A 26,294-nucleotide genomic window follows, 5' to 3' on the forward strand; every position below is an offset into this window, starting at 1 on the left:
ATTACTTTTCTTCATCATGATGAGAGTCATCATTTTTTCCGATTGCACTGCGCATATTCGTATCAGCATTGATGTTCTGGTAGTTCATGTAATCCATGACACCCATCTTCCCTGATCGCAACGCCTCAGCAAGAGCACGAGGAACTTCAGCCTCAGCTTTTACTACATCAGCGCGCATTTCCTGTACGCGGGCAACCATTTCCTGCTCCTGTGCAACAGCGGCTGCACGACGCTCTTCAGCTTTCGCTTGAGCGATGTTCTTGTCTGCTTCTGCCTGATCCGTCTGAAGGATCGCACCGATATTCTTGCCGATATCAACGTCAGCAATATCAATCGATAGGATTTCAAACGCAGTACCAGCGTCAAGTCCTTTCGCAAGCACTGTATGAGAGATTGCATCTGGATTTTCCAAGATTACTTTATGAGTTTGAGAACTACCAATTGTACTAACTACACCTTCACCGACACGAGCGATAACTGTTTCTTCACCAGCACCACCGACAAGGCGGTCGATATTCGCGCGCACAGTAATTCTTGCAAGTGCCTTTACTTCAATCCCGTCCATAGCGATACCAGCAATAAATGGTGTCTCAATTACTTTCGGGTTAACACTCATCTGAACTGCTTCCAACACATCACGGCCAGCAAGATCTATTGCAGCCGCACGTTCAAATGATAGTTCAATATTAGCGCGATGAGCCGCGATCAATGCATTGACAACTCTGTCAACATTACCACCTGCAAGATAATGACTCTCCAGCTGGTTTGTCGTTACATCCAAACCTGCTTTATACGCTTTGACAAGCGGATTAATAACACGGGACGGGACTACCCTTCTAAGGCGCATCCCAACAAGTGTGAACAGACCAACACGGACACCAGCTGCAAGAGCGCTGATCCAGAGTGCGACCGGAACAAACGTAAACAAAACAATAACAGCAATAATGATTACTGCAATGATGATAAGTGGCAGCAAACCTTCAAATGTCATTCATTTTCCTCCTTATTATCTTTTATCTCTCTAACTACGACACGGACACCTTCAACTTTGACAACTCTTACTTTTGAATTACTGTCAATGAAACCACCTTCAGTTACGACATCAACACGCTCATCGACAATTACTGCGGTTCCTGATGGTCGGAGTGGGGTCATTGCGTATCCTTCAGCACCAAGCAGACTGCTGCGATCTGTGTTCGATACATAGCCCAGATCTGTCGTCGTCCTGTCCTTCAAGATGATATGCCTGAACAGGCCTCGCTCAGCTCCTACATATTTGAACAGAACGATGGCTGCCACAATCGCGACAACAAAAGCGATGCATATGCTCAAAATCATATTGTTCAAACTATAGCCAGACATAAGCAGTGATCCGACAATCGATGCAACCCCAAGGGCTCCAATAATACCCCCTGGCACGAAGAACTCGAGTACGATGAGTACAATGCCAAGTGCCAATAAGACGACCGCTTCCATTCCAGCAAGCCCTGCAATGATATGTCCATAGAAGAATAGAATGAGAGAAACGAGCGCCATTGTTCCTGGAATACCAAACCCCGGAGAATACAATTCCACAATAAAACCGAGACTTGCTACAGAGAGAAGAATCGGTACAACGACCGGATTTGTCAGGAATCCGGCAAGCTCTTCAGCAAAACTCGTTTTCGTCTCAACAACTTCTGCTTTCGCTAAGCCAAGATCGTCCAATACACCCGTCCGATGTTTAAAGATTCCTTCTGCATAACCTACTTTTACAGCTGTCTTCGGGTCAAGTGTCAGAAATTCTCCCTTCGGCGCACCAAGATCCGGCAAATCGATATTTTGATTCGCCATTGCTTCAGCATAAAGCGGATCTCTGTTCTTTGACTCTGCAGCACTGCGCATTGCTGCAATCCAAGCAGACTGGGCTTTCTTGTCGGCAGCTGTGCCATCCTGATTAATGACACCGCTTGCTCCCATTGTCGCGTGCGGAGTCATATAGATCTGATCTGTATTGAGTGCAATATAGGATCCTGCGGAAAGCGCCTGATTTGTGACGAAAGCGGCCGTCGGAATATCGAGGTTTTGCAGAAGTTTAGCAATTTGGCTGGCAGAATCGACTCTGCCTCCAGGCGTATCAATCTCAAAAATAATTTGATCAGCGCCTTCTTCCTCGGCTTCTTTTGTTGTCCGTTTCAAAAACGCTTCAAGTCCCCGCTGAACCTCTTTCTCCACCGGAATCACATAGACAAGCTTACCCTGCCCCTCATGATTCTTCTGTGCCTCCGCCTTTGGGGAAGATACGAAGAATGCCATTGAGAACAGCAATAGCCCAAGAATGGAAAAAACTATTTTCCTTTGCAGTACATTCACCTCCCTGCCTGTTTATTGATATGTAGTCGGGCACCTAAATCATAACATAGTTTCCAGAAAGACAAACAGAACATTGCCAATTTTGAACGCAAAAAACTCAAAAAAACCCTGCCGCAAAAGCGACAGAGTCTTTTCGTAGATTATTGCAAATGCTTTTGAACAATTTTATTAATCAATGAGCCATCAGCTTTGCCTTTCACTTTCGGCATGACTGCACTCATCACTTTGCCCATGTCTTTTTTGGATGCAGCTTGAACTTCCTGAATGGTCGACTGAATAATATCTTCCAATTCAGCTTCGGAAAGCTGCGCTGGCATATATGCTTTCAGCACTTCTATCTCAAAGTTCAATTTCTCTACAAGATCATCGCGGCCAGCTTCTTTGAATTCGTGAAGGGAATCTTTTCTCTGCTTGAACTCTCGAGTCAATACAGTAAGTTCTTCGTCTTCCGAAAGAGTGTCCTTGCCAAGCTTGATTGCTTCATTTTGCAGCGAAGCCTTGACCATGCGGATGACACTGAGACGTTCTTTCTCGCGTGCTTTCATGGCAGACTTCATGTCCTGGTTCAATTGTTCCAGTAATGTCATATGCTTTAACCCTCTTTAGTGTTTGCGTTTTCTAGCCGCCTCAGATTTCTTTTTGCGGCGTACACTTGGTTTTTCATAGTGTTCACGCTTACGGTATTCTTGTAGTGTACCACTTTTTGACACGCTGCGCTTAAAGCGACGAAGAGCATCCTCAAGAGATTCGTTTTTACGAATACGAGTTGTGTTGGACATGCTATTTCCCTCCCTCCGAAGCATAAAACATAAATATGCAGACATATTTGTCTATCATATGTCTTGGATAAGTATAATATATGCCATGTTCACGGTCAACCGGTTATTTACAATCTCATTATAATTCGGGCTAATTTCTTCAATAGTCTGAACTGCTTTCAAGACCATTGACTAAAGCAACGCCGCTGCTTGCCCCAAGGCGTGACGCACCGGCTTCAATCAAGGCTTTGGCATCCTCATAGGTACGGATGCCTCCTGAAGCTTTTACTTGTACTTTGTCAGAGACCGTTGATCGCATCAGTTTGATATCTTCAACTGTTGCACCGCCGCCTGAAAAACCTGTTGATGTCTTGACGAAATCTGCTCCAGCCTGTTCAGCCAGTTCACAGGCTCGTTTCTTCTCTTCATCTGAAAGTAGTGCAGTTTCAATAATCACTTTGACAATTGCCCGGTTTTTAGCCGACTCGACAACCATCTGGATATCATCAAGTACGACGGCATCGCGCTTCCCTTTCAATTCTCCTACATTGATTACCATATCGATCTCTGTTGCACCATCTATAATTGCCTGTTTTGTTTCAAAAGCTTTTGTTCTAGATGAAGAGGTACCAAGAGGGAAGCCGATTACAGTGCAGACTCCTGTCTCTGTACCTTCAAGCAGACTACTGGCGAATGGTACCCAATAAGGATTTACACAGACTGTTGCAAACCCGTATTCCTTCGCCTCTGATATTAGAGCCTCAACTTGTTCAAGTGTCGCATCAGGTTTTAGCAATGTATGGTCAATATAACTAGCGAGATTATTCATCTATTATTCCTCCGTTGAAACTGTTTCCTGTATCGTATTATCTTTAGTTCCCACTTGCAACTTTTTACTGTTTTTGCGAACGAGCAAATACAATAAGAGAACGACGATAATCAAGCCTGATGTGAAGACATATACATTGCTGAAACCGAATCCACCCGCAACGAGACCCAATGTATAGGTTCCGAGTGCGATTCCAGTATCATAGAGAGTATAAAAAGTCGCAGTTGCATGACCGCTGCGATGCGGGTCTGTAGAATCGACGGCCATCGTCTGAAATCCCGGCAGCAGCGAACCGTACCCTAGACCGGATACAGCTGCTGCGAGGAGAAGCATGCCTCCTGTCTGTGTAATACTGAGCATATATAGGCTGATAGCGAATAGAATCAGACTAGGTATTATAACAAAGCTCGGTCCTTTCAAGTCGAACATCTTTCCTGTTATCGGCCTGGTTAGCAGCATAATAGCTGCAAAAACGATAAAGAAGTAGCCAGATACTTTTTCAAGGTGGAGTTGGTGCGAATAAACTGAGATGAGTGACACAATTCCTGAGTATGCAAAACCGACAAGACCTGACACAGCGGCAATTGGCAAAGCTTTCAGTTCAAAAAGTGAATGAACAGAGAACTTCTCTTTCACTGGAGGCAACTCTACCTTAGGAACTCTGACTAGAAACGTAATACAAATGCCAATAATGCCAACGATACCAAGAATGAGAAACAGCATATGGAATGATACGTATTGCAACAATGTGAGGCCGATAAACGGACCAAGTACCATTGCTACGTTCATTGCCATAGCAAAATAGCCAAGCCCTTCACCACGGCGGCTCGCCGGTATGACGTCAGCAGCAATTGCACCTGTTGCTGTTGTAGCGATCGCAAACGAAATGCCATGTATAAATCTAAGAACGAGCAAACTCGTATATTGGTCAAAGAGCAGATAAAGGATCATAGTAGCTGCAAAAAGCAATACAGAGAAGATGAGCATCCGCTTTCGGCCGAACTGTTCTAGAAGTTTACCTGAAAATGGGCGGAAAATTATTGCTGAAGCCAACATGACCGTTACCATCAATCCGGCTTCTGCTTCATTTTTGTGAAGGAATTCTATTGCATAGACAGGCAAAGTCGTCAGCAATGTGTAGAAGATGAGAAAAACGATAAAGTGGTTCAAAGATGTAGCAATAAAACTTTTTGTCCAAATCGGTTCTTTTATATGTGTTGATTCCATAGCATCACACTTCTTTCATTATTTTTTTCATCAGTGCATTCAATGTGTCAATTTCATTATCCGTAAGGTTACCGAGCTGCTCGTTTTCAAAAGTCCGTATTTTGTTTTGTATAGACGGCATTTTTTCAAGAGCCTCTTCACTTAGACTAATAAGATTCTCCCGTTTATCCTCTCCTTTTGTTCTAATGATCCAGCCATTTTCCTCAAGCTTTCGAATCGTGCGGGTTACAGTCGGTCTTTCAACGTTCAAATAATGGCTTATTTCCGTTTGTGACAGCTGTCCCTTCTTATCCAAACAGTAAAGAATCGTCCACTGAGAACTGAAAAGACCGAATTCCATTAATGTTTCATTCGTCTTTTTGTTCAACAGGCGCACGGTCTGGTTAAGTAAATGGATTGAATTATCTTTATTCAAAACGTTCACCTCATAAATTAATTACCTAGGTAACTATTTTGTTTACCTATTCATTTTACATCTTGCTTTGATAATTGTAAATAAAAAATAAGAGCACTCCGTATCGTAGCGGAGAGCTCTTAAAATCAGTTTGCATGAAGAACCGAAGCGTTTTCTTCCATGACACGAACGAATGAACCTTCGTTATATGGATAGCCTGCCTTATCGATTTTCACTCTAACAATTTTTCCAATCATATCAGGTGTACCACGGAAACGGACCTTCAAGTAATTGTCTGTATATCCTTCTAACACATCAGGATGATCTGCATCGGGTACGCGTTCTTCCGGAATAACTTCAAGTACTTCATTTTCATACTTGGAGGCATATTCCTTCGCTTGCTGGTCGGAAAGTGCGATCATTCGGTGAACCCGCTCATTCTTCACATCTTCATCAACTTGTCCATCCATGCGAGCAGCAGGTGTCCCTGTTCTGCGTGAGAATGGGAATACATGAAGTTCAGAATAGCCGATCTCCTGAACGGAACGATACGTTTCCATGAATTCTTCCTCTGTTTCACCCGGGAACCCGACGATGACATCAGATGTAATTGCAAGACCTGGGAGCGCCTTTTTGATTTTATCGACTTTCTGTTTGTAGAAAGCACAAGAATACTTACGGCGCATTCTTGTTAGCACGGAATCCGAACCTGACTGAAGCGGCATATGCAGATGACGAACAATCTTCTCGGACTTGTCAAGAACCTCGATCACTTCATCTGTAATCTGGCTCGCTTCAATGGAAGAGATACGGATGCGTTTCAAACCAACGACTTTTGACTCCAAGTCACGAAGCAACTGTGCAAAGTTGTAATCTTTCAAGTCTTCACCGTAACCGGCTGTATGTATGCCAGTCAGTACAATTTCTTTATACCCTGCGTCAACAAGCTGCTGAGCTTGCTTGATAACATTCTCAGGATCACGGGAGCGCAACAGCCCTCTTGACCATGGAATGATACAGAATGTACAGAAATTGTTGCAACCTTCCTGGATTTTCAGAGAAGCTCTCGTTCTGTCTGTAAATACAGGGACGTCCATCTCTTCAAATTCGCGGGTCTTCATAATATTCGTCACGCCATTGATTGGTTCGCGTGTCACTTTATGTTCTTCGATATATTCAATCATCTGTTTGCGGTTCTGCGTTCCAACAACGATATCAACGCCCGGGATTTCCATGATTTCACCTGGTGATGTCTGGGCATAGCAGCCTGTTACACAAATGATTGCTTCGGGATTCTTACGGACTGCGCGTCGGATAATCTGACGGCTCTTCTTGTCTCCTGTGTTTGTAACAGTGCAAGTGTTGATTACATAAACATCGGATGAGCGCTCAAAATCGACACGTTCGTATCCATTTTCCTTAAAAACACGCCAGATTCCCTCTGTTTCGTAATGGTTCACCTTGCAACCTAATGTATGAAATGCCACTGTAGGCATATTCAGCACCTCAATTCTTCCAAATGATAAGAAATGCCAGCAAGTGCATACAATGCAGCTGTCTCTGTACGCAAAATACGAGGGCCGAGTCGTACAGGCTTCATTCCTGCTTCCTTGAACAATTCGACTTCCCTGTCCGAGTAGCCGCCTTCCGGACCAATGCAGATTAACATGCGCATTCCCGGCCTTGTCTCATGGAGCACCTTTGCGAATGAGTGGTGTACTTCAGAACGGGCTTCTTCCTCATAGGCAAAAGCAGCGATATCATATTCCTTGCTCAATTCCGCCAATTGTGTTGAACTTACAGGCGGCTCTACTGCTGGAACATGATTCCGATGGCTCTGCTCACTGGCTTCTTTTACAATTTTATCAAAACGCGGCTGCTTTTTGTCGATTTTTTTTTCGTCCCAGACAGCAACAGATCTGTCAGCCTGGAAAGGAATAAAAGCACCAGCTCCCAGCTCGGTCCCTTTTTGAAGGACAAGTTCGAACTTGTCTCCTTTAGGAATCGCCTGGGCTATTGTGACATGGACCGGCATTTCGGCAGACTGTTCCATCCATTGTTCAACAAGCAGTTCAATAAACGTATCTCTCAATGTCAAAATCATGCAAAGCGCCGCCCTGCCGTCCGGATGGTTGCAGAATACTTTGTCACCCGGTTTCATCCGCATGACTCTCGATATATGCCTGGCATCATTGCCTTTGACGATGACTTTATCTCCCGACCAAGAGGATTCAGGTACAAAATATCTTTGCATCAATGTTCACTTCCCAGCTGTTAGTCAGCAGTTGTTCACTGCTGTTTGATCGCCGAAATGGAAATCCAGTCATCCTGTTCATGTACTGATTCAATTTGGAAGCCGCTCTTAATGAGACGTTCCTCAACCATTTCCTGTTTCTCTGAAATAATTCCTGAAACAAGGAATCGTCCGCCTTCCTTTAGACAGTTCCATGCATCATCGGTAAATTGCACGATGATTTCGGCAAGGATATTTGAAACGATGATATCAGCCTCGGCCGAAATTCCTTCAAGAAGACTGTTTCTCTTGGCAATAAGCTTCGTTTCAACACCGTTCAGCACCGCATTCGAAATTGTGCTTTCAATCGCAACTTCGTCAATGTCATAAGCGTGAACTTCAGAAGCGCCCAAAAGCAAAGCAGCAATTCCGAGTATGCCTGATCCGCACCCAACATCAAGGATGAAATCGCCTTTTTTCACATGACGGTCCAGGGCCTGAATGCTCAGACTTGTTGTTGCGTGGGTACCTGTACCGAAAGCCATACCCGGATCCATTTTGATAATCTTCTCATCTGAACTTTCAGGTGTGTAGGATTCCCATTCCGGAACAATTGTAATATGGTCTGACACTTTAACAGGTTTATAATACTGTTTCCAGGCATTCGCCCATGATTCTTCTACGATATCTCGCTGAGTAAGCGTACCCCGGCCGATATCTATACCAAAGTCGCTAAGCTCATCAACCCTTGAACGGATTTTTTTAAGATTTCCAGGCAATTCATCTGTTTCAGCAAGATATGCTTTAACATAGACACCTTCCTCTGGATAATCTGCCGGATCCAGGGAATACATCTCCCCAAATTTGTCCGGCCGTTCTTTCAGCAGTTCAGCAGGATCCTCTATGGAAACGCCAGCTGCCCCTTCTTCATGAAGAATATTGGAAACAGCTTCAACTGCCTCGTTCGTCGTATGAATGCATACTTCTATCCAGTCCATCATTCCACTCATTTCTTAAAATCAAGGATTACTCGCCTTTGAATGCTTTTTTAAAACGCTGGAAGAATGAATCTTCCTCTTCTACAGAATCATTACCGCCAATTTCATTGAATTCCCGCAGCAGTTCTTTCTGTCTGTCGGTCAATTTCTGAGGAGTTATGACCCGGACTTGCACATGCTGATCCCCATGTCCATAACCACGCACATTTGGAGCACCTTTGCCCTTCAGTCTGAATGTTTTTCCAGTCTGTGTGCCTGGTGCGATTTTCATCTTGACGCGGCCATGCACAGTCGGTACTTCGATTTCATCACCGAGCGCCGCCTGGGCGAATGTGATTGGCAATTCAAGATAAATGTGATCCCCTTCACGCTGGAACATTTCATGAGCCTTTACCTGGATTACAACAAACAGATCACCTGGAGGACCTCCATTAATACCAGGCTCACCTTTACCGGAAACACGGATTTGCTGGCCTTCATCAATGCCTGCAGGTATCTTAATATGGATTTTGCGATTTTTCTTAACTTTGCCGGTACCATGGCAAGTTGTACATTTTTCAGGAATGATTTTACCTGTACCGCCACAATGGTTACAAACGCGACGGTTAACAACTTTTCCGAATGGTGTCGACTGCTCTACATTCAGCTGGCCCGAGCCATGGCAGTGTGAACATGTTTCGACCTTTGTTCCCGGTTTGGCACCTGAGCCGTTACATGTATCACAATTCTCCTCTTTCGGAATCGTAATATCTGTCTCTTTTCCGAAGATGGCTTCTTCAAAATCAAGAACCATACGATACTGTAGATCAGCACCTTGACGCGGGGCATTCGGATCTTGTCTGCGTCCGCCTCCACCAAAGAACATGTCGAAAATATCTCCGAAACCGCCAAAATCTTGGCCGCCTCCTCCGAAACCGCCAAAGCCTTGACTTTGCGGACCTGCATGCCCGAACTGGTCATACTGGCTCCGTTTCTGTTCATTGCTGAGTGTTTCGTATGCTTCTTTCACTTCTTTGAACTTGTCTGCAGCGCCCGCTTCCTTATTCACGTCCGGATGGTACTGGCGTGCAAGTTTTCTATATGCTTTTTTAATTTCCTCTTTAGAAGCGCCTTTATCAACGCCGAGGACCTCATAGTAGTCTCGCTTGCTCAATTTGTTCTCACTCCCGACAGCTATTGCATGTTGTTAATCTTATCATCTCTTGGTCTTCGCTGGCAACCGGGCTCCATAGCCACTTTTTGCCCATTTGCAGGAAAAGGGCCAAAGCCTGAACTAACTGGACTTTGACCCTTCCTCAAAAATTACTTATTTTTTCTCGTTATCATCGTCAACTTCGCTGTAGTCTGCATCTACTACATCATCAGCTGAGCCAGCTTCAGCATTTTGGCCTTCAGCAGCTTGTGCATCTTGCTGCATTTGTTCATACAGTTTTACAGAAAGCTGTTGAACTTGTTCCTGCAAAGCATCTTTCTTCGTTCTGATTGCTTCAATATCGGAACCTTCCAACGCAGATTTCAATTCTTCTTTAGCTGCTTCTGCTTTTTGCTTGTCTTCATCAGAAACTTTGTCACCAAGGTCTTTGATTGTCTTATCTGTAGTGAAGATTAACTGATCCGCTTCGTTACGAAGTTCAACTTCTTCACGACGCTTCTTGTCCGCATCTGCATTTTCTTCCGCTTCACGAACCATTTTTTCAACTTCTTCATCAGAAAGACCTGAAGATGATTTAATCGTAATAGACTGTTCCTTATTCGTACCAAGATCTTTCGCACGAACATTTACGATACCGTTCGCATCGATGTCAAAAGAAACTTCGATCTGTGGAATACCACGTGGTGCTGGCGGAATATCAGTCAACTGGAAACGTCCGAGCGTCTTGTTGTCAGCAGCCATTTCACGCTCACCTTGCAAAACATGAATGTCAACAGCTGTCTGGTTGTCAGCAGCAGTTGAGAATGTTTGTGAGTGGCTTGTCGGAATTGTTGTATTGCGCTCGATCAGCTTAGTGAATACGGAGCCCATTGTTTCAATACCGAGTGAAAGTGGTGTTACGTCAAGAAGTACGACGTCTTTTACATCACCGCGAAGTACACCACCCTGAATTGCCGCACCAAGTGCTACAACTTCATCAGGGTTAACGCCTTTTGATGGTTCTTTACCGATTTCTTTCTTGATTGCTTCCTGTACTGCCGGGATACGAGTTGAACCACCGACTAGCAATACTTTATCAATATCAGAAGCAGAAAGGTCTGCGTCTTTCAATGCTTTTCTAGTAGGAATCATTGTGCGTTCCACAAGATCAGAAGAAAGCTCTTCGAATTTCGCACGTGTCAAGCTAGTTTCCAAGTGAAGCGGTCCAGCTTCCCCTGCTGTGATGAAGGGAAGGGAAATTTGTGTCTGAGCCACACCGGACAAATCTTTCTTCGCTTTTTCTGCAGCGTCTTTCAAGCGCTGTGTTGCCATCTTATCCTGAGAAAGATCAATACCGTTTTCTTTCTTGAATTCCTGAACAAGATAATCGATGATCACTTGGTCAAAGTCATCCCCACCAAGCTTGTTATCACCTGCTGTTGAGACTACTTCAAAAGTACCTTCACCAATATCAAGGATGGATACGTCGAACGTACCGCCACCAAGGTCATAAACAAGTACTGTGTGATCTTCATTACCTTTGTCGATACCGTATGCAAGTGCTGCTGCTGTCGGCTCGTTGATGATGCGCTCTACTTCAAGACCGGCAATTTTACCAGCATCTTTTGTAGCTTGGCGCTGTGCATCATTGAAATATGCAGGTACTGTGATAACAGCTTTTTCAACAGTTTCACCGATATAATCTTCTGCATAGGACTTAATATATTGCAGGATGATTGCAGAAATCTCCTGAGGTGTATAGTCTTTTCCTTCAACATTGACTTTGTAGTCAGTACCCATATGGCGCTTGATTGAAAGAATTGTGTTTGGGTTTGTGATAGATTGGCGCTTCGCAACTTCCCCTACTTGACGTTCGCCGTTTTTGAAAGCGACAGCAGATGGAGTTGTACGGTTTCCTTCCGGGTTCGGGATGACAACCGGCTCGCCGCCTTCCATTACTGATACACATGAGTTAGTAGTTCCCAAGTCGATTCCGATAATTTTGCTCATAGTTTCATCCTCCTAGACGTTGCTTAGATTATTGATTGACTTTAACCATGGCCGGTCTGATGACCCGGTCTTTAAGCATATAGCCTTTTTGCAATTCTTCTATTACAGTATTAGCCTCTTTGTCCGGCTCGCTCACTTGCATCACTGCATGATGCAAATTCGGATCGAACTCTTTGCCGACTGTCTCGATTTCTTCGATACCATGGGCTTGCAATGCTTCTGTAAGCTGTCGATAGACCATTTCCATGCCTTCAACAAAAGTTTTAGCCGCAGCATCCACTTCAGTTTGCAATGCTCTGTTGAAGCTGTCGACAACAGGCAGCAGATCACCCGCGATATCCTGGGCTTTATATTTGCGTTCCGCCTCTTTTTCCTTCACGGTACGCTTTCTGAAGTTATCAAACTCAGCTTGAGCTCGAAGCAGCTTGTTCTTAAGCTCTTCATTTTCCGCTGTCAGCTTGTCAATTTCCTCCTGACGCGGTTCAGTGCTCGCTTCCCCCGTACTTTCTTTGTCGGAAGAAGCTGCATCTAGTACTTCCACTTCATCGGTTTCAGTGTTCTCTGTTTCTTCATTGATATCATTATTCTTGTTCTCTTCCAATGAAAGTACCTCCTCTTGACCCGTTATGTCATCCATTGCTTTTATACCATAGGTACAATGCGTCTGTCATTTCATTTGAAAGTGTATGGAGCAGAGCCATCACTTTGCGATATTCCATGCGTGTCGGACCTAGAAGCGCTATCGTTCCAGTCTGTTCGTCACCGAGATGGTAAGTCGCTGTAATCAGACTTAAATCTTTGATCGCTTCCAGCTCATTCTCATGCCCGATAGAGACCTGGATGCCAGACGTTTTTGCTTTTAACAAGTTAGCCATGACGGTCTCATTGTCGAGCATTCTGTACAGCGCATGTACCTTTTCGGCATTGTTGAATTCCGGCTGCATCAGCATGTTTGACTTGCCACCGAAGTAGAGTTTGACATGCTGGTCTGCAGTAAAAGCTGCTTTCAGATATTCAAAAGCTCGTCCTGATGCATCCATATACTGAAGCATCAGCGTGCGAACTTCCGTCTGCAGCAGTTCAGGAAGCCGATATAATGGCTCGCCCTTGAGTCGATCGTTCAATATGTTGACCATTTTCTCAAGATCCGACGTGTCCATGTCTTCCGGAATTGCGAATGAGCGGTGTTCAACATGGCCCGTATTCGTAATGAGAATCGCAACAGCTGTCTGCTTCGTCAGTGCAACGAGCTGCAGCTGTTTAAGCTTTGTCTCAAACATTTCCGGACCAAGAATAATTGCAGTATAACTCGTCAGATCGGACAAGATATGTGCAGACATTTGTACAATCTGCTCCATTTCGAAAAAATTCCCTTGAAGCCGATCCCTGATAACTGTCGGCCCGCCCTTAATCGCTGAACCTATGACATGATCCACATAGTATCTGTAACCGAGTTCGGAAGGAATTCTGCCGGACGACGTATGAGTCTTTTCCAGCAACCCCATTTCCTCAAGGTCTGCCATTTCATTCCTGATTGTGGCAGCACTGAAAGAAATATTGTCTTTTTTAGCTATTGCCCGCGATCCTACCGGTTTCGCAGACTTAATAAAATCATCAATGATCACTTCCAAAATCAGCAGTTGCCTATTCGTCAACATGATGATCACCTCTGTTAGCACTCTTTATACTTGAGTGCTAATGCTGATATTAAATTATCAAATTGCGCTTTTATTGTCAACGAGAATGCACTTTTTTCATCTTGGTTTCGTCGAGCAGGAATTCAGCCATCGCCTCATTACCAAAAAGGATGCCATCATCAGTCAGATGAATATGATCAGCAGTCTCTCTCAACCAGCCTTTTCGCTGTAAGTATTCGATTTCTTCACGATACAAATCGTCTATGTCAATTCCATAGCGCTTTTTGAAATGTATCTTGCTTACACCTTCAAGGCGGCGCAATCCGAGGAACATTTCTTCTTCAATTTCCTCTTTACGACCGATTTTTTCTACTTGTAGAACCGGATTCCCTGAAGCCGAGGCTTCTTTTATATAAGCAGGAATCGGACGTATGTTGACAACACGTTTCCCTGGCAAGTAGCCGTGGCTGCCTGCCCCAAAGCCGTAATAGTATTCATTGCTCCAGTATGTCAAGTTATGACGGCTTTCAAACCCCGGTTTTGAGAAATTGCTGATTTCATATTGTCTGTATCCACTTTTCGCCATTTCTCGACGCAAGAGTTCATACATTTCCGCTTCTTCTTCATTCGAAGGACGGTGGAGCTGACCTTGACGGTGCATATTATAGAAAACGGTTTTCGGCTCAATTTGCAATGAATAGGTAGAGTAGTGCGGCAATTTGAACTGGAGTGCCTCATCAAGGGTTTTATGAAAATGTTCGACAGTCTGATGTGGCAAAGCATAAATCAAATCAAGGCTCACATTGTCCAATCCCGTCCGGATAAGTGAGTTGATCGTGTTGTATACATCAGCCTTTTTATGCAGTCGCCCTAACTGTTCAAGCATCGCATCGTCAAATACTTGTACCCCAAGAGAGACTCGGTCAATACCACGGTTTTTCAAAAGTTCCATTTTGTCTCCGTCAAACTCTCCCGGATTTCCTTCAATGGAAAACTCAATACAATTAGATAGATCAAAGTGGGCATCTATGATATCCATTAATTTATCCAGCTGCTTAAGAGTAAGTGCCGTTGGTGTACCACCGCCAATAAAGATTGTGCGTGGTTTCAGTTTTTCCCCTTGAAGTGAAGTGGCAATCTCTTTCTCCAAGGCAAGCAAATAATCATCTGCAAGCTGTTCATCGTAGAAAAACTTGACGAAATCACAGTAATGGCAGATTTTCTGACAAAACGGAATATGGATATATGCCGACTGGATCATGGTGTTTCACTCCTTGAATGAAATAAGGAAAACGAGCTTAAGGGGAACCCCAGCTCGTTTTCATGCAACAGTTCTATTTATCGTCGTCCATTTTAAGTACTGCCATAAACGCTTCTTGTGGAACTTCTACTGAGCCAACCATCTTCATCCGCTTCTTTCCTTCTTTTTGCTTCTCAAGCAATTTGCGCTTTCGGGAAATGTCCCCACCGTAACATTTGGCAAGTACGTTTTTACGGATTGCTTTAATGTTTGAACGTGAGACAATCTTTTGGCCAATTGCAGCCTGTACCGGAACTTCGAATTGCTGGCGCGGAATCAATTGTTTTAGTTTCTCAACAATTTGCTTACCGCGTTCATGAGAGAAATCTTTATGAACAATGAAAGAAAGGGCATCGATTTTTTCGGCATTAAGCAGAATGTCCATCTTGACAAGATTGGAAGCTCGGTAGCCGATCAACTCATAGTCAAATGAAGCATAGCCTTTCGTCTGGGACTTAAGTTGGTCGAAGAAGTCATAGACAATCTCTGATAGCGGAATATGATAAATGACATTTACCCGGATATCATCGAGATATTCCATATCGACGAACTGTCCGCGTTTTTTCTGAGAAAGCTCCATCACTGTTCCGACATAATCATTCGGCACCATGATGCTTGCCTTCACGTAAGGCTCCCGTACTTCTTCAATGGAAACCTGATCAGGCATCATTGACGGGTTGTCGATCTTAAGCACTTCGCCGTCAGTCTTGACCACTTCATAAATTACACTTGGTGCTGTTGTAATTAGGTCAATATTAAATTCGCGCTCAATCCGCTCCTGAATAATTTCCATATGAAGAAGGCCGAGGAACCCACAACGGAAACCAAATCCGAGCGCCTGAGATGTCTCTGGTTCATATTCTAGAGAAGAGTCATTCAGCTCCAGGCGTTCAAGCGCTTCTCGCAAATCATTATATCTATTGGAATCGACAGGATACAATCCGCAGAATACCATCGGATTCAGTTTCCGGTAACCGGCGAGCGGTTCAGTCGCACTATTTTTGGCAAATGTGATCGTATCACCAACACGTGTGTCTCCAACATTTTTAATAGCTGCAGCAAGATACCCAACATCACCGACAGAGAGTTCTTTTTTAGGCAGGGGATTCGGTGTGAACACGCCGACCTCGTTCACTTCAAATTCTTTGCCTGTTGCCATCATTCTTATCTTGTCCCCGACCTTAACTGTGCCTTCTTTGACACATGTATAGGCAATAACTCCACGATATTGGTCATAGAGCGAGTCGAAAATAAGTCCTTTTAGCGGCGCTTTTGCATCTCCCTCAGGAGCAGGGATACGTTCCACAACTGCCTCGAGAATATCTTCAATTCCGATATTTGCTTTAGCGGAAGCAAGGATGACGTCATCCGGATCTATGCCGATTACATCTTCAAGTTCCTTTTTCACACGTTCAGGATCAGCATTCGGCAAGTCAATTTTATTTATGACTGGAATGATTTCCAAGTCGTTATCGAGCGCAAGATAAACGTTCGCAAGTGTTTGCGCTTCAATCCCCTGAGCGGCGTCAACAACGAGAATCGCCCCTTCACAGGCTGCTAGGCTTCGTGAAACTTCATATGTAAAGTCGACGTGCCCAGGTGTATCGATCAAGTGGAATGTATATTGTTCTCCATTCTTGCTGTCATACTTAAGTTGGACCGCGTTCAACTTGATTGTAATTCCACGCTCTCTCTCAAGGTCCATCGCATCCAACATCTGATCTTTCATTTCACGTTTCGTCAAAGCTTTTGTATTTTCTAATATCCGGTCAGCAAGCGTCGATTTCCCATGGTCAATATGAGCGATAATCGAAAAATTGCGGACGTTCTTTTGGTTATCTGCCATGAAGCGGTTCACTCCCAATTGTTCTGTTTCTCCAAAGAGGGAAAATGCCCAAAATGCCCGAAGCCCATGCATCGCTGCACGGGCTTCTAGGGCACTGTTCCAGTTCGCTCTTTCAGCTAGATTTGATTATAGCAATAGAGGCTGTCAGTTTCAACAATTATCAAGCTATCTAAAAGAGTAGACTGGCAATACTGTATAGGAAATTGACGATGACATTGTACATTACTGACACAGCTCGTTCCATCACTGAAGCCGTTTTATTTGTGAGCAGTCCTTCTGATTGTTCCGGAACTTGCTCCACAGGGAGGAAAACTGGGTCTGACTCAGCCTGCATTTCCGTTTCTGGCAATATCGGCAGATCAGTTTGAGGTGTTTCTTGCTGAATTTCAAATTTTTGCTGAGCTTCCTCGTCAGAAGTCTTTCCTCCTGCCGTATGCATGCCCATGAAAAAAACTGCGAGAAACAGCCCAAACCATAAAAGACCTTTCTTCATCCTCCCTGCCCCTTTCCAATCCTATTTCGCGTTTACTTTCTCTGCATTCCAGTAATATTCACTGAAGACCTCAGCGAGTACATCTGCTGTACGATATACTTCATCCAGACTATTTTCATAGCCGCCAATCTCTACAAGAACTGCGTTGCCGGACAAGTCCTGATTGAAGATACCGTTTGTCCCGGCTCCGGCCTTTTGAATAACACCACGGCTCAAACCTTTATATTTTTCCTCAAGCTTATAGTGCAATTTAGTCGCTAGACGAAGGTTTTTCTCATAATTCGGATGATCTGCTCCCACAACAAACATGATTTGTCCGTAACCTTTTCCTTTGATCGTTTTCGTCGTATGCTGACGAGGCAAGCTGTCCCGGTGGATATCAAAAATGTATTCCAAGTCTTTGTTGCCTGAGACCGCAGCCTCGACAACACTCCTTGAAGCCGCATATGACTGACCATATCCCCAGCCACGTTTGTTCAAGATACTCATAAAGTCACTGTTATCACGTGCTGTCCCAAGTCCGTTCTCCTGCAAGCGTTTCTCAAAACGTGCACTTACTTTAGATATGTTTACTGATTTATGATAAGCTTCATCCGGTTTTGTAGAGCTTGGCATCTGCGGAAGGAATGCTTCCCTATTATGCGTATTGTAAATGAAAGCGACCTTTCGATTGCCTGTCGTTTGCTTCGCTTTTTTCGGTTCTTCTTTCTTCACTTCTTTTTCCTCATCTTCATCTCCACTAATTGCATGGCGGTCTTTCAGCACTTCATCGAGCGGCGGTGAAGATTCCAATGTAAGGTTCGCATAGTCCGTCCCTTCACCGGCTACGATGATTTTACTGCCGAAAGAGTCAAAGCCCGGCAACTCTTGACCGAGGAGACTTCGTGGATCACTCGGTTTAATATTCGTCATTATATGAAACAGGGTAGTCGACACTTTCGGCAGCTCTTTTTCTTTTGGATATGCCTCCTGGAACCCCCGGTTTTCCATTCCCATCAAGTAAAGAAAAGACGAACTGTCAATATCGCTTGTCCACCTGCTGATTGTTTCAGATGATAATCGATATGCCGGAGCTATCGTTGTTAGCAACCCAATAAGGAAGAACAGCACTGCAATACAAATGATATAAATGCCACTCTTCCTGTAAAATAGCGAAAACCCGCCAAATCGCTTGTTCAACATCGGTTCCACCCTTCCCCTGCGGCTAGCTATATATCAACTCTATGAACGCAGAAGAAGAGATAGAACAGACTATTTATTTTTTAATAGAGAACTTTAGCGTGTATATCCAGATGATTCATCAGCCGCAATTTTTCCATGAAGGGCTGCATTGATTCCAGCGGCAATTACATGAGACATATCTTCCATGAAACCATCTACTTCCTTTGGAGTCACAATTAAATTATGATCGATTGGTCCGAGCACTTCCCTAACAAGCTCCCGTTTTTCATTATCCGAGAGGGTACCGACCATTCCCATGAATACCTGGCGTTTATCCATATCAGGCATATCGTCGTCAGTCAATTTTTCCTTACCGAAGTGAAATCCACCTGGCACAAGAGATTGTGATGGTTTGTTGTCATTTTCCCATGTTCGTCCAAGATACTTCAGCAAATCGTCCATTGTGTCACTCGCTATAGTAGCTGCATCGACAACAGTCGGAACTCCGAGAGCGAAGACCGGAACACCAAGGGTCTCTTTTGAAATAGCCTTACGTTTATTACCAATCCCGGAGCCTGGATGGATGCCTGCATTGGACAGCTGAATCGTTTCGTTAAGCCGCTCAACAGCTCGTGCAGCGAGCGCATCAATTGCAATGATAAAGTCCGGCTTGAACTTTTCAGCTATACCGAAAATGATATCGCTCGTTTCCATTCCTGTAAGTCCCATAACACCTGGGGAAACAGCAGCAACGGGACGGTAATCTCCATGAACTGTTTCTACTTCCAATTCAAATAAATGATTCGTTACGAGCACTTGTTCAATTGTCATCGGACCAAGCGCGTCCGGAGTCACTTGCCAATTACCGAGCCCTACGACAAGTCCTTTCATCCCTTTCTCTATCCCTGACTCTTCCAACAGCTTGCCTATTTCTTCAGCAAGTACTTTACTAGCCATCTGTTGCCTGTCCGTATCCTGGCGTTTTACACTATCTGTGTAGATTGTTACGTATGTGCCCGGCTGCTTTCCGATATCGACTGAGGCATCAGACGTAATTTTCACTGTGCTGACCTTTACCCCGCCTCTGTTTTCTTCGGTGGATATGATCCCTTTTTTATCAAGTGAATCCCCACTTTTTTCCACAATCATATCTCTCGCTTCTACAGCCAGATCCGTTCTCGGGGAAAAATGCCCTTTCTTTTCCATGTGATCGCCTCCATTTGTCCAAAAGGTTTTTACAAATATTGTTTGCAATGTGATTGTGATTCATTCATAAGGAGAAAAAGTATTGAAAAGATAGCGCCCGTTTGGTAAAATACTCTTGTTCATCTAAAGTGAACGGATGATTGGGAGGTGAAATCATGGCTAACATTAAATCAGCTATCAAACGCGTTGGAGTTAACCGCAAAAAGCATGACTTGAACCAGTCTTACAAATCTGCTATGCGTACTGAAATCAAACGTGTAGAAAAGCTTATTGAGGCTAATGACGTTGAGAACGCTAAAACAGCTCTTAAAACAACGATCAAGAAAATCGATAAAGCAATTCAAAAAGGCATCATTCACCGCAACACAGGTGACCGTCAAAAGTCACGTTTGTCTAAAAAAGTGAATAGCTTGAGCGCCTAATTGCACAAAAAACGATCCTGCATTTGCATGGATCGTTTTTTCTTGTTTTTATGCTTTTTTAATTATGTCATAAAGCAGCAGTTCGAAGGCAAGCCTTTTATCCATCAGCCCCTGTTTCATCCTTACATCCGTTTCAGTGAATTTTTGGATTATCCGCTCCAGCTGTCCAACCGAGAAGGAACGCTCTCTGGAGGCTGCGATTTTCACTACATAGGGATGGACTCCGAGCTGCTTCTGCATTTGCTGCTGGGAATATCCTTTTGCCTTCATCAGCTTTACTCGAAGAATCGTCCTGAACTGGAAAGCAAGCAGACCGAGCAGTGCAATCGGTTCTTCCTTCATCTTCTCTAGCTCTTGGAATATTCGCAAAGCGCCATTCAGATCTTTGTCAATCACCTTATCAACGAGCCCGATCGCCGTACTGTTCGTTGTTTTGGCAATTAGCTTTTCTGCAAGCTCTTTCGTTATGACTTTGTCTTCCCCTGCATACAAGGCCATCTTCTGTATTTCATTTTCAAGCATGCGCAAATTGCTTCCAAGTTCGACTTCAAAAATTTCATAAGCTGCCTTTTCAATAACGATATTATGCTCTTTGGCAATCTGGTCAATCCATGGGCCAATCTGCTGTTCTTTGACCGGGTGGCATTCTGCAACAACTGCATGTTTTTTTAAGAGTTTCACGATCTTTTTACGTTCATCCAGCTTTTCATATGGGGCTGTAAGTACAAGTACACTGTAGGGAACAGGAGCTTCAAGGTACTGCTCCAATTTGGCGACATCATGCTCAAACGGAAGCTTATCTCCACTAGCCTTCAGGAATCCAGGGTTATTGGCAAGAACCAATTTTCTTTCAGAAAAGAAAGGATACGTTTCAGCGTCACCAACAGCCGATTCAATCGGTGTTTCTTCCAAATCATAGACAGAAATATCTCTCTCCTCATCGTCCCGGAATATAAGCCCTTCAATAGCCGTTTTAATATTCTGGGCAAAATAAGGTTCTGTTCCATATATAAGATAGACAGGCGCAACTTCTTTCTTTTTCAGCCTGTTCATTATTTCAAGATAAGACATGATTCCACTCCCGCTCAAATAGATGCTTCCATTATACAGTAAAATGAGCAAAATGGTTATGGTGCGGAAGAGTTCCTGACTCTTCCGCAATCTATATGAACGCCTTTATGGCGGGATTATAATTAGCTTGGCTGATTTGGCCTAAACTATTGCTGACAACTACTGGTGCTTGAATTGGAACAGAATGGATGGAATTCCTGCGATGTTGTAGCTTTTTTTCAGAAAATATTCTATACTTGAGGCAATTAGGAGGGGTAATTGTGTACGAAAGCGAAAACGAGTTTGAATTGGATGTCCAATCTAAAAATCATGACGTCGTTGACAGCATTAAGGGGTTTACTTTCTCGCTATTGTTCTTCATTATCATCTTTGCAATCGGTGTCACCATCAGTGTCATGACAAAGTAAAAGAGACTTTTAAGGTCTCTTTTTTCTTTCCTGCTTTATGCTATGGGCGAAATGGCAAAAAGGTTCCCGAATGCCCGTCCTTATAGCGGTATATAACGGCTCCCGACTGGTCTGTTCTGAAGACCTTCACATTGTTTCTCTGCAAAATTTCCAACACTTCAGGTGCCGGATGTCCGTACCGATTTCCTCTCCCTGCCGATATGAGGGCATACTCCGGATTTAGCTGTTTAATAAATTGTTCATCAGTTGAATTTTTGCTGCCGTGATGACCCGCCTTCAGTATATTGGCATTTATACCGGGATAGCTTTCAATCAATTTCCTCTCTGCCGGGTGTCCGATATCTCCTGTAAAAAGCCAGCTTCTATTTCCTATTTCCACAAAGAGTACAAGAGAATTTTCGTTAGCAGACTCCGTTTTTTCGAGAGGACTGAGCGCATGAAATTCAATATCTCCGATCTTCTTAACTTCTCCTGCAGCCAAATACTGCAGATTCGCTCCCGATTTTTGTATTGCTTTCTGAATGAATAAAGCAGGCTCATACAGCGGACTGGCAATTACTTTCCCGACACTTAATTCCTCAAGGATAAAAGGAAGACTTCCATCATGATCGAGATCCTCATGGCTGATGAATACAGCATCAATATGCTGAATGCCGCGACTTTTAAAAAATGGGCTAATGATTCGCCTGTAAACATTCCTGTTCGGTTCCATCGTCTCATATGAAAAACTTGCTCCCGCATCGATTATGATAACCCCTTTCCGATAAGGCTGTTCGATTACGAATGCATCTCCTTGGCCTATATCCAACATTGTCACCCTTCCCTCATTTGAGAAATAAGGAATGAGCGCTGGAGCAAGCAGAACTGCAACCGACGCAATCCCTGCAATGAATGCTTTGTTTTTCCTTTCTTCAAGCAAAAAGTGCATGAAAAGAATAAAAGTAAAAACATACAAAGGTGATAATCGGAGAAAAGACTCTCCCGGCAAAATCGGAAAGTCCGCATACTGATCAATGAATGTTACAAATTTCATAACCTGTGGATGAATTTTTTCAAAACAGCTGCTGAGTATGATAATGGGCATTTCAGAAAGCGGCAAAAGCAGTAATAGAAACAGAATGAACATAACAGGTATGACGAAGAAACTGAAGTACGGAACAATAATCATATTCAGGATGATTGAGAGCGGCTGTAACTGTTGGAAGTAGGCGATTTGCAACGGAAGTATCATCATCTGTGAGACAAAACCGAGACGAAGCATCGCAACAAATAGAGATTCTGATCTGGAAAGCCATCTTTGAGACAAGATGATTCCAAAAGAGACGAGGAATGAAAGCTGAAAACCGACATTGGTTATCATCGAAGGAGAAAAAAGCAAGAGGGTTAGAAAAACAATCGAGATAATGTCTGAAGTCTTGAGTGACAACTTTATTTTAAAAAGTAAAATAACGAGTGCAGTCATGAGACTTGCCCGCCAAACAGATGGCTGTCCACCTGCAATGAATGCATAAGCCGGGAGCATTATGATGAGAGCCCATTGTGCCTTCTCTTTTGTAAGAAGACCCAAATTAACGACGAGGAAGTAGATCATTGTCACAATCAGTCCTACATGAAGACCGGAAATAGCCAATAAATGCGAAAGGCTCCATCGCTGGAACAATTCGATAACTTCATCTGGAAGTGCTTTATCATCACCAAGTACAAGTGCCTTATGCCAGGAAGATGTATAAGAGGATAGGCGAGATGAGGATACTTCGAGCAATTCATTACGAAGGTCAAAAATTGAAGCCCACTTCGATTTACCACTGCATTTTGCCTTTTCCAAATCAGTTATGATGAGCTGCTGCTTAAATCCAGCTCTGTGCAAATGTTTGGCAAAATCAAATTCTCCAGGGTTGGTCGCAGGGTCGGGAGTCTCCAAACTGCCTGCAAATAGACAGTAGGCACCATGCTGAAGCATCCCTTTATTAATCGACTCGTCTTCCTTCAGGAAATAGAGGGCGAGCACTTCGTCCCTCCTGCCATCAGGTGTAAAAGAAAAACTCAGTTTTCTATTCTCTATCTCAACAGAAGACGAAATAATCCCCGCCTGCTGCCCTAATCTTCCTTTTTCACTAAAAGGCAAGACATCATTTACCTGTTCAGGAAGCATAACATAAAAGACGATTAGCAACGTGTTTGCAAGAAAAAATGGCAACGCCGGAATTCTCCGCATTATGAATAAACCGGCAAGCCAGAGTACAAAGGCAGCGACAAAGAGAAGATTCCCTAACATTTTCGCGAAAATAAGAGCGGTCACTCCGAGTGCGCCATAATGCCAGAAACCTTTCAATGCATCTCCTCCCTCCGAACAGGGCTATTAAATTAGCTGAACAACTCTTTCGCTTCTTTTTTATATTTAGCCAAAGTTGCTTCATCAAGTTGGCCGTTCTCTGCTGCTTGCAGAAGCTGTTTCACATAGTCTCCTTTGGCCGCATAATCAGCGTCAATTACTAAATACTCCAGCTTAACTTTTTTCGTTTCGACACCAGCTTCTTTGAATAACTCTTCCGCATACGGGTGATTTTTATAGTCTTCCGCATAGTAGACGGTTTGGATGCCGCTTTGGATAAGCTGCTTCGTGCACTGCAGGCATGGAAAATGCGTGACATAAATATCAGCACCCGCCGTAGGCACACCAAATTTTGCGCATTGCAACAGCGCATTTGCTTCAGCATGAACAGTGCGGACACAATGGCCGTCAATGACATAGCAACCTTCATCTACACAATGGACACTGCCTGTCACACTACCATTGTAACCACCTGCTATGATTCGTTTATCACGGACAATCGTAGCACCGACCATTAGTCTTGTACAAGTACTCCGCATTGCAAGCAAATGGCTTTGTGCCATGAAATACTGATCCCAGGAAATTCTCTCCACAATCGTACCTTCTTTCAAATCATTTCTTTATCAAGTGTACATCCCGTACCAGTTCTGCGTCAACGCACCTCGATTTGATCCTGTAAATTTTCAAATGTCTTTTGTCCAATGCCGGATACATCTGTAATACTTGAAATATCTGCGAAAGGGCCGTTCTCTTCCCTGTGGCGGATAATGGCCTGTGCTTTGGAAGGACCAATACCGGACAAGGACTGCAAAGCTGCTTCATCTGCACTGTTTATGTCAACTTTGCCTCCAGATTCTCCTTGGCCGCCCGTCTTACTTCCAGAAGTACTAGCTAATTGAGGCAGCACTTGCTCTTCACCTTTTTTCACTATATGGATGACCATTTCATCTTGAACTTTTTGCGCAAGATTGACTAGGTTAGGATCAGCTTCAGCAAGGAATCCTCCTGCACGCTTAACCGCATCTGCAACCCGCGCATCCGGTTTCATTTCATAGATCCCAGGATTTTTCACTGCACCTTTAACATCAATGAGGACTGAAGTTTGTTTGGGCTGGGGCGAGGAATCAGAAGGATTAGGAAGAGAGGACTTATCCATAAAGGCTGGTCGTTCATTCTGAGGGGACTCTTCTTGAGGGAGAGGATCCTTTGAAGTAAATATGGCATATGCAATCAAAACAACTGCTCCTAAGGCAATCAATACTGGCTTAAGAGACCTTTGCAACCCGAAACACCTCCTTTTATTCAATTATAGACACTCTTGAAAGTTTGGCAAAAATGCACGAAAAAAATAAAAACCGAAGAAATTGATTTTCTCCGGTCATTTGCATGCCAAAATAAAGATTTTGGATGCATGCTCATTCATATTTTTTAATTTCAGATCAGCTCCACCGAACCAAAAATTTTTTTTGAATCCAGCCTCAAGAAGCTTACTTTCATAGAAATCTATCGGATATGTACGCTGATGATGGTACTCATCAAATCTTTTATACTTATCATCTTCACGCACAAAAAATGTTAGATCATGGTACACTTCCCCAGGAGATTCCCCTGCTTCACAGAACCACACGTAGCAAAGTTCGTCTTCTATAACCGAGAATGTCTCCCCGGCATAATGGTTCTCAATGCTATGCATGGAATGGACATCAAACAGAAAAATTCCTTCATCATTTAATGATGATGAAACTCGTTTGAACATTTCAGACAGTTCTTCTGGTTCAGTAACATAATTAACGACATCAAAAAAGCTAACAGCTGCATCGAGATTACGTAATCCAGCTAATTCCCGCAAATCCTGATGGATGAACTGGATGTGCGCTCCAGCCTCTGCTGCCTGTTGCTCCGCTGCAGTTAGCATATCTGCAGAATAATCAACCGCCTGTACAGAGAATTTGCTCTGTGCAAGCCGAATTGCCATTGTACCGGTTCCACAGCCAAGATCAGCGACATTTTTCACATTCTTACCATATTCATTAAAAACAGCGCAAGTGAAATCAAGCAATTCATCATATGGCGCATCCACCATGAATGCATCATACACTTGCGCCAGCTGTTCATAAGCCATTGTTATTCAGCTTCCACATCAATCTTTAATTCAACATGCGGTGCATCGCCCCACAATTTTTCGAGATTGTAGTAAGAACGTTCGTCTTTATGGAAAATATGGCAGACGACATCGCCAACATCAAGAAGAATCCAGCGAGCTTGATCGAATCCTTCCATTCGTTTCACGTCGATACCGTTCTCTTCAGCTGTTTCCTTTACAGAACGGGCAATTGCCTGTACCTGACGTTCGTTGCTCCCGTGGCAAATAAGGAAATAATCTGCAATTAATGACACATTGCGCATATCCATGGCAATGATACCTTCCGCTCTTTTATTATCACATGCTCGTGCTAGTGTATCCAGCAATTCATTGTTTTCCAATA

The 26,294-nt window shown here is 43.7% G+C and carries 27 protein-coding genes; 2 read left to right on the forward strand and 25 right to left on the reverse strand.

Annotated features, from left to right (window positions below):
- Position 1: 1 nt before the first annotated feature.
- The 19 genes from floA to gpr all read right to left on the reverse strand — a co-directional run bounded on the left by floA (position 2) and on the right by gpr (position 19,576).
- On the reverse strand, positions 2-991 hold the full coding sequence (gene floA / locus QR721_RS08045) for a flotillin-like protein FloA (protein ID WP_348025765.1): 990 nt from the start codon (positions 989-991) through the stop codon (positions 2-4).
- Positions 988-2,343, reverse strand: coding sequence for an NfeD family protein (locus QR721_RS08050; protein ID WP_431189539.1), 1,356 nt, complete (start codon positions 2,341-2,343; stop codon positions 988-990). Before QR721_RS08050 ends, floA begins: the two co-directional genes overlap by 4 nt.
- A gap of 149 nt (positions 2,344-2,492) precedes the next feature.
- A complete protein-coding gene (locus tag QR721_RS08055) occupies positions 2,493-2,939 on the reverse strand; it encodes a GatB/YqeY domain-containing protein (protein WP_348025767.1) in 447 nt (148 codons plus the stop codon).
- A gap of 15 nt (positions 2,940-2,954) precedes the next feature.
- On the reverse strand, positions 2,955-3,131 hold the full coding sequence (rpsU, locus tag QR721_RS08060; protein WP_348025769.1) for a 30S ribosomal protein S21: 177 nt from the start codon (positions 3,129-3,131) through the stop codon (positions 2,955-2,957).
- 139 nt (positions 3,132-3,270) lie between these two features.
- Positions 3,271-3,939, reverse strand: coding sequence for a deoxyribose-phosphate aldolase (gene deoC, locus QR721_RS08065; RefSeq protein ID WP_348025774.1), 669 nt, complete (start codon positions 3,937-3,939; stop codon positions 3,271-3,273).
- Positions 3,940-3,942: 3 nt separating this feature from the next.
- Positions 3,943-5,166 (reverse strand): MFS transporter, encoded by a 1,224-nt coding sequence (locus tag QR721_RS08070; RefSeq protein WP_348025776.1) that lies wholly within the window; start codon positions 5,164-5,166, stop codon positions 3,943-3,945.
- A gap of 4 nt (positions 5,167-5,170) precedes the next feature.
- Positions 5,171-5,581 (reverse strand): MarR family winged helix-turn-helix transcriptional regulator, encoded by a 411-nt coding sequence (locus tag QR721_RS08075; protein ID WP_431189496.1) that lies wholly within the window; start codon positions 5,579-5,581, stop codon positions 5,171-5,173.
- Positions 5,582-5,706: 125 nt separating this feature from the next.
- Positions 5,707-7,056, reverse strand: a complete 1,350-nt coding sequence (gene mtaB, locus QR721_RS08080) for a tRNA (N(6)-L-threonylcarbamoyladenosine(37)-C(2))-methylthiotransferase MtaB (RefSeq protein WP_348025780.1) — start codon at positions 7,054-7,056, stop codon at positions 5,707-5,709.
- Between the two features lie 2 nt (positions 7,057-7,058).
- Positions 7,059-7,814: a 16S rRNA (uracil(1498)-N(3))-methyltransferase gene (locus QR721_RS08085; RefSeq protein WP_348025782.1), complete on the reverse strand. Its 756-nt coding sequence runs from the start codon at positions 7,812-7,814 to the stop codon at positions 7,059-7,061.
- A 35-nt stretch (positions 7,815-7,849) separates the two neighbouring features.
- Complete coding sequence (gene prmA / locus QR721_RS08090; protein ID WP_348029814.1) at positions 7,850-8,791, reverse strand: 50S ribosomal protein L11 methyltransferase; 942 nt, start codon at positions 8,789-8,791, stop codon at positions 7,850-7,852.
- Positions 8,792-8,819: 28 nt separating this feature from the next.
- Entirely contained in the window at positions 8,820-9,944 is a 1,125-nt protein-coding gene (gene dnaJ, locus QR721_RS08095) for a molecular chaperone DnaJ (RefSeq protein WP_348025784.1), read from the reverse strand.
- A 153-nt stretch (positions 9,945-10,097) separates the two neighbouring features.
- Positions 10,098-11,933 (reverse strand): molecular chaperone DnaK, encoded by a 1,836-nt coding sequence (dnaK, locus tag QR721_RS08100; protein ID WP_348025786.1) that lies wholly within the window; start codon positions 11,931-11,933, stop codon positions 10,098-10,100.
- Between the two features lie 28 nt (positions 11,934-11,961).
- On the reverse strand, positions 11,962-12,534 hold the full coding sequence (grpE, locus tag QR721_RS08105) for a nucleotide exchange factor GrpE (protein WP_348025788.1): 573 nt from the start codon (positions 12,532-12,534) through the stop codon (positions 11,962-11,964).
- 28 nt (positions 12,535-12,562) lie between these two features.
- Entirely contained in the window at positions 12,563-13,591 is a 1,029-nt protein-coding gene (hrcA, locus tag QR721_RS08110; protein WP_348025790.1) for a heat-inducible transcriptional repressor HrcA, read from the reverse strand.
- Positions 13,592-13,667: 76 nt separating this feature from the next.
- Positions 13,668-14,831: a radical SAM family heme chaperone HemW gene (gene hemW, locus QR721_RS08115; protein WP_348025792.1), complete on the reverse strand. Its 1,164-nt coding sequence runs from the start codon at positions 14,829-14,831 to the stop codon at positions 13,668-13,670.
- A gap of 73 nt (positions 14,832-14,904) precedes the next feature.
- On the reverse strand, positions 14,905-16,716 hold the full coding sequence (gene lepA, locus QR721_RS08120) for a translation elongation factor 4 (RefSeq protein ID WP_348025794.1): 1,812 nt from the start codon (positions 16,714-16,716) through the stop codon (positions 14,905-14,907).
- Positions 16,717-16,885: 169 nt separating this feature from the next.
- Positions 16,886-17,209 carry a hypothetical protein gene (locus QR721_RS08125; RefSeq protein WP_348025796.1) on the reverse strand — a complete coding sequence of 108 codons (324 nt, stop codon included), beginning with the start codon at positions 17,207-17,209 and terminating at the stop codon, positions 16,886-16,888.
- Between the two features lie 21 nt (positions 17,210-17,230).
- Positions 17,231-18,391, reverse strand: coding sequence for a stage II sporulation protein P (spoIIP, locus tag QR721_RS08130; RefSeq protein ID WP_348025798.1), 1,161 nt, complete (start codon positions 18,389-18,391; stop codon positions 17,231-17,233).
- Positions 18,392-18,484: 93 nt separating this feature from the next.
- On the reverse strand, positions 18,485-19,576 hold the full coding sequence (gene gpr / locus QR721_RS08135) for a GPR endopeptidase (RefSeq protein WP_348025800.1): 1,092 nt from the start codon (positions 19,574-19,576) through the stop codon (positions 18,485-18,487).
- 155 nt (positions 19,577-19,731) lie between these two features.
- Between gpr and rpsT the strand changes: the two genes are divergently transcribed.
- Positions 19,732-19,998, forward strand: a complete 267-nt coding sequence (gene rpsT, locus QR721_RS08140) for a 30S ribosomal protein S20 (protein ID WP_348025802.1) — start codon at positions 19,732-19,734, stop codon at positions 19,996-19,998.
- A 48-nt stretch (positions 19,999-20,046) separates the two neighbouring features.
- Here the strand turns inward: rpsT and holA are convergent, their stop codons facing one another.
- Positions 20,047-21,069 carry a DNA polymerase III subunit delta gene (holA, locus tag QR721_RS08145; RefSeq protein WP_348025804.1) on the reverse strand — a complete coding sequence of 341 codons (1,023 nt, stop codon included), beginning with the start codon at positions 21,067-21,069 and terminating at the stop codon, positions 20,047-20,049.
- A 260-nt stretch (positions 21,070-21,329) separates the two neighbouring features.
- Here holA and QR721_RS08150 point away from each other — a divergent pair, with 260 nt between their 5' ends.
- On the forward strand, positions 21,330-21,476 hold the full coding sequence (locus QR721_RS08150) for a YqzM family protein (RefSeq protein ID WP_348025806.1): 147 nt from the start codon (positions 21,330-21,332) through the stop codon (positions 21,474-21,476).
- A 40-nt stretch (positions 21,477-21,516) separates the two neighbouring features.
- On the opposite strand, the gene QR721_RS08155 is transcribed toward QR721_RS08150, so the two are convergent.
- From QR721_RS08155 to rsfS, 5 genes are all read right to left on the reverse strand, one after another.
- A complete protein-coding gene (locus tag QR721_RS08155; RefSeq protein WP_348025808.1) occupies positions 21,517-23,808 on the reverse strand; it encodes a DNA internalization-related competence protein ComEC/Rec2 in 2,292 nt (763 codons plus the stop codon).
- A gap of 32 nt (positions 23,809-23,840) precedes the next feature.
- Positions 23,841-24,401, reverse strand: coding sequence for a ComE operon protein 2 (locus QR721_RS08160; protein WP_348025810.1), 561 nt, complete (start codon positions 24,399-24,401; stop codon positions 23,841-23,843).
- 59 nt (positions 24,402-24,460) lie between these two features.
- A complete protein-coding gene (locus tag QR721_RS08165) occupies positions 24,461-25,090 on the reverse strand; it encodes a helix-hairpin-helix domain-containing protein (RefSeq protein WP_348025812.1) in 630 nt (209 codons plus the stop codon).
- A gap of 96 nt (positions 25,091-25,186) precedes the next feature.
- Positions 25,187-25,930 carry a class I SAM-dependent DNA methyltransferase gene (locus QR721_RS08170; RefSeq protein ID WP_348025814.1) on the reverse strand — a complete coding sequence of 248 codons (744 nt, stop codon included), beginning with the start codon at positions 25,928-25,930 and terminating at the stop codon, positions 25,187-25,189.
- 2 nt (positions 25,931-25,932) lie between these two features.
- Entirely contained in the window at positions 25,933-26,292 is a 360-nt protein-coding gene (rsfS, locus tag QR721_RS08175) for a ribosome silencing factor (protein WP_348025816.1), read from the reverse strand.
- Positions 26,293-26,294 lie beyond the last annotated feature (2 nt).

It is taken from the genome of Aciduricibacillus chroicocephali (genome assembly GCF_030762805.1).
Lineage (GTDB): Bacteria > Bacillota > Bacilli > Bacillales > Amphibacillaceae > Aciduricibacillus > Aciduricibacillus chroicocephali.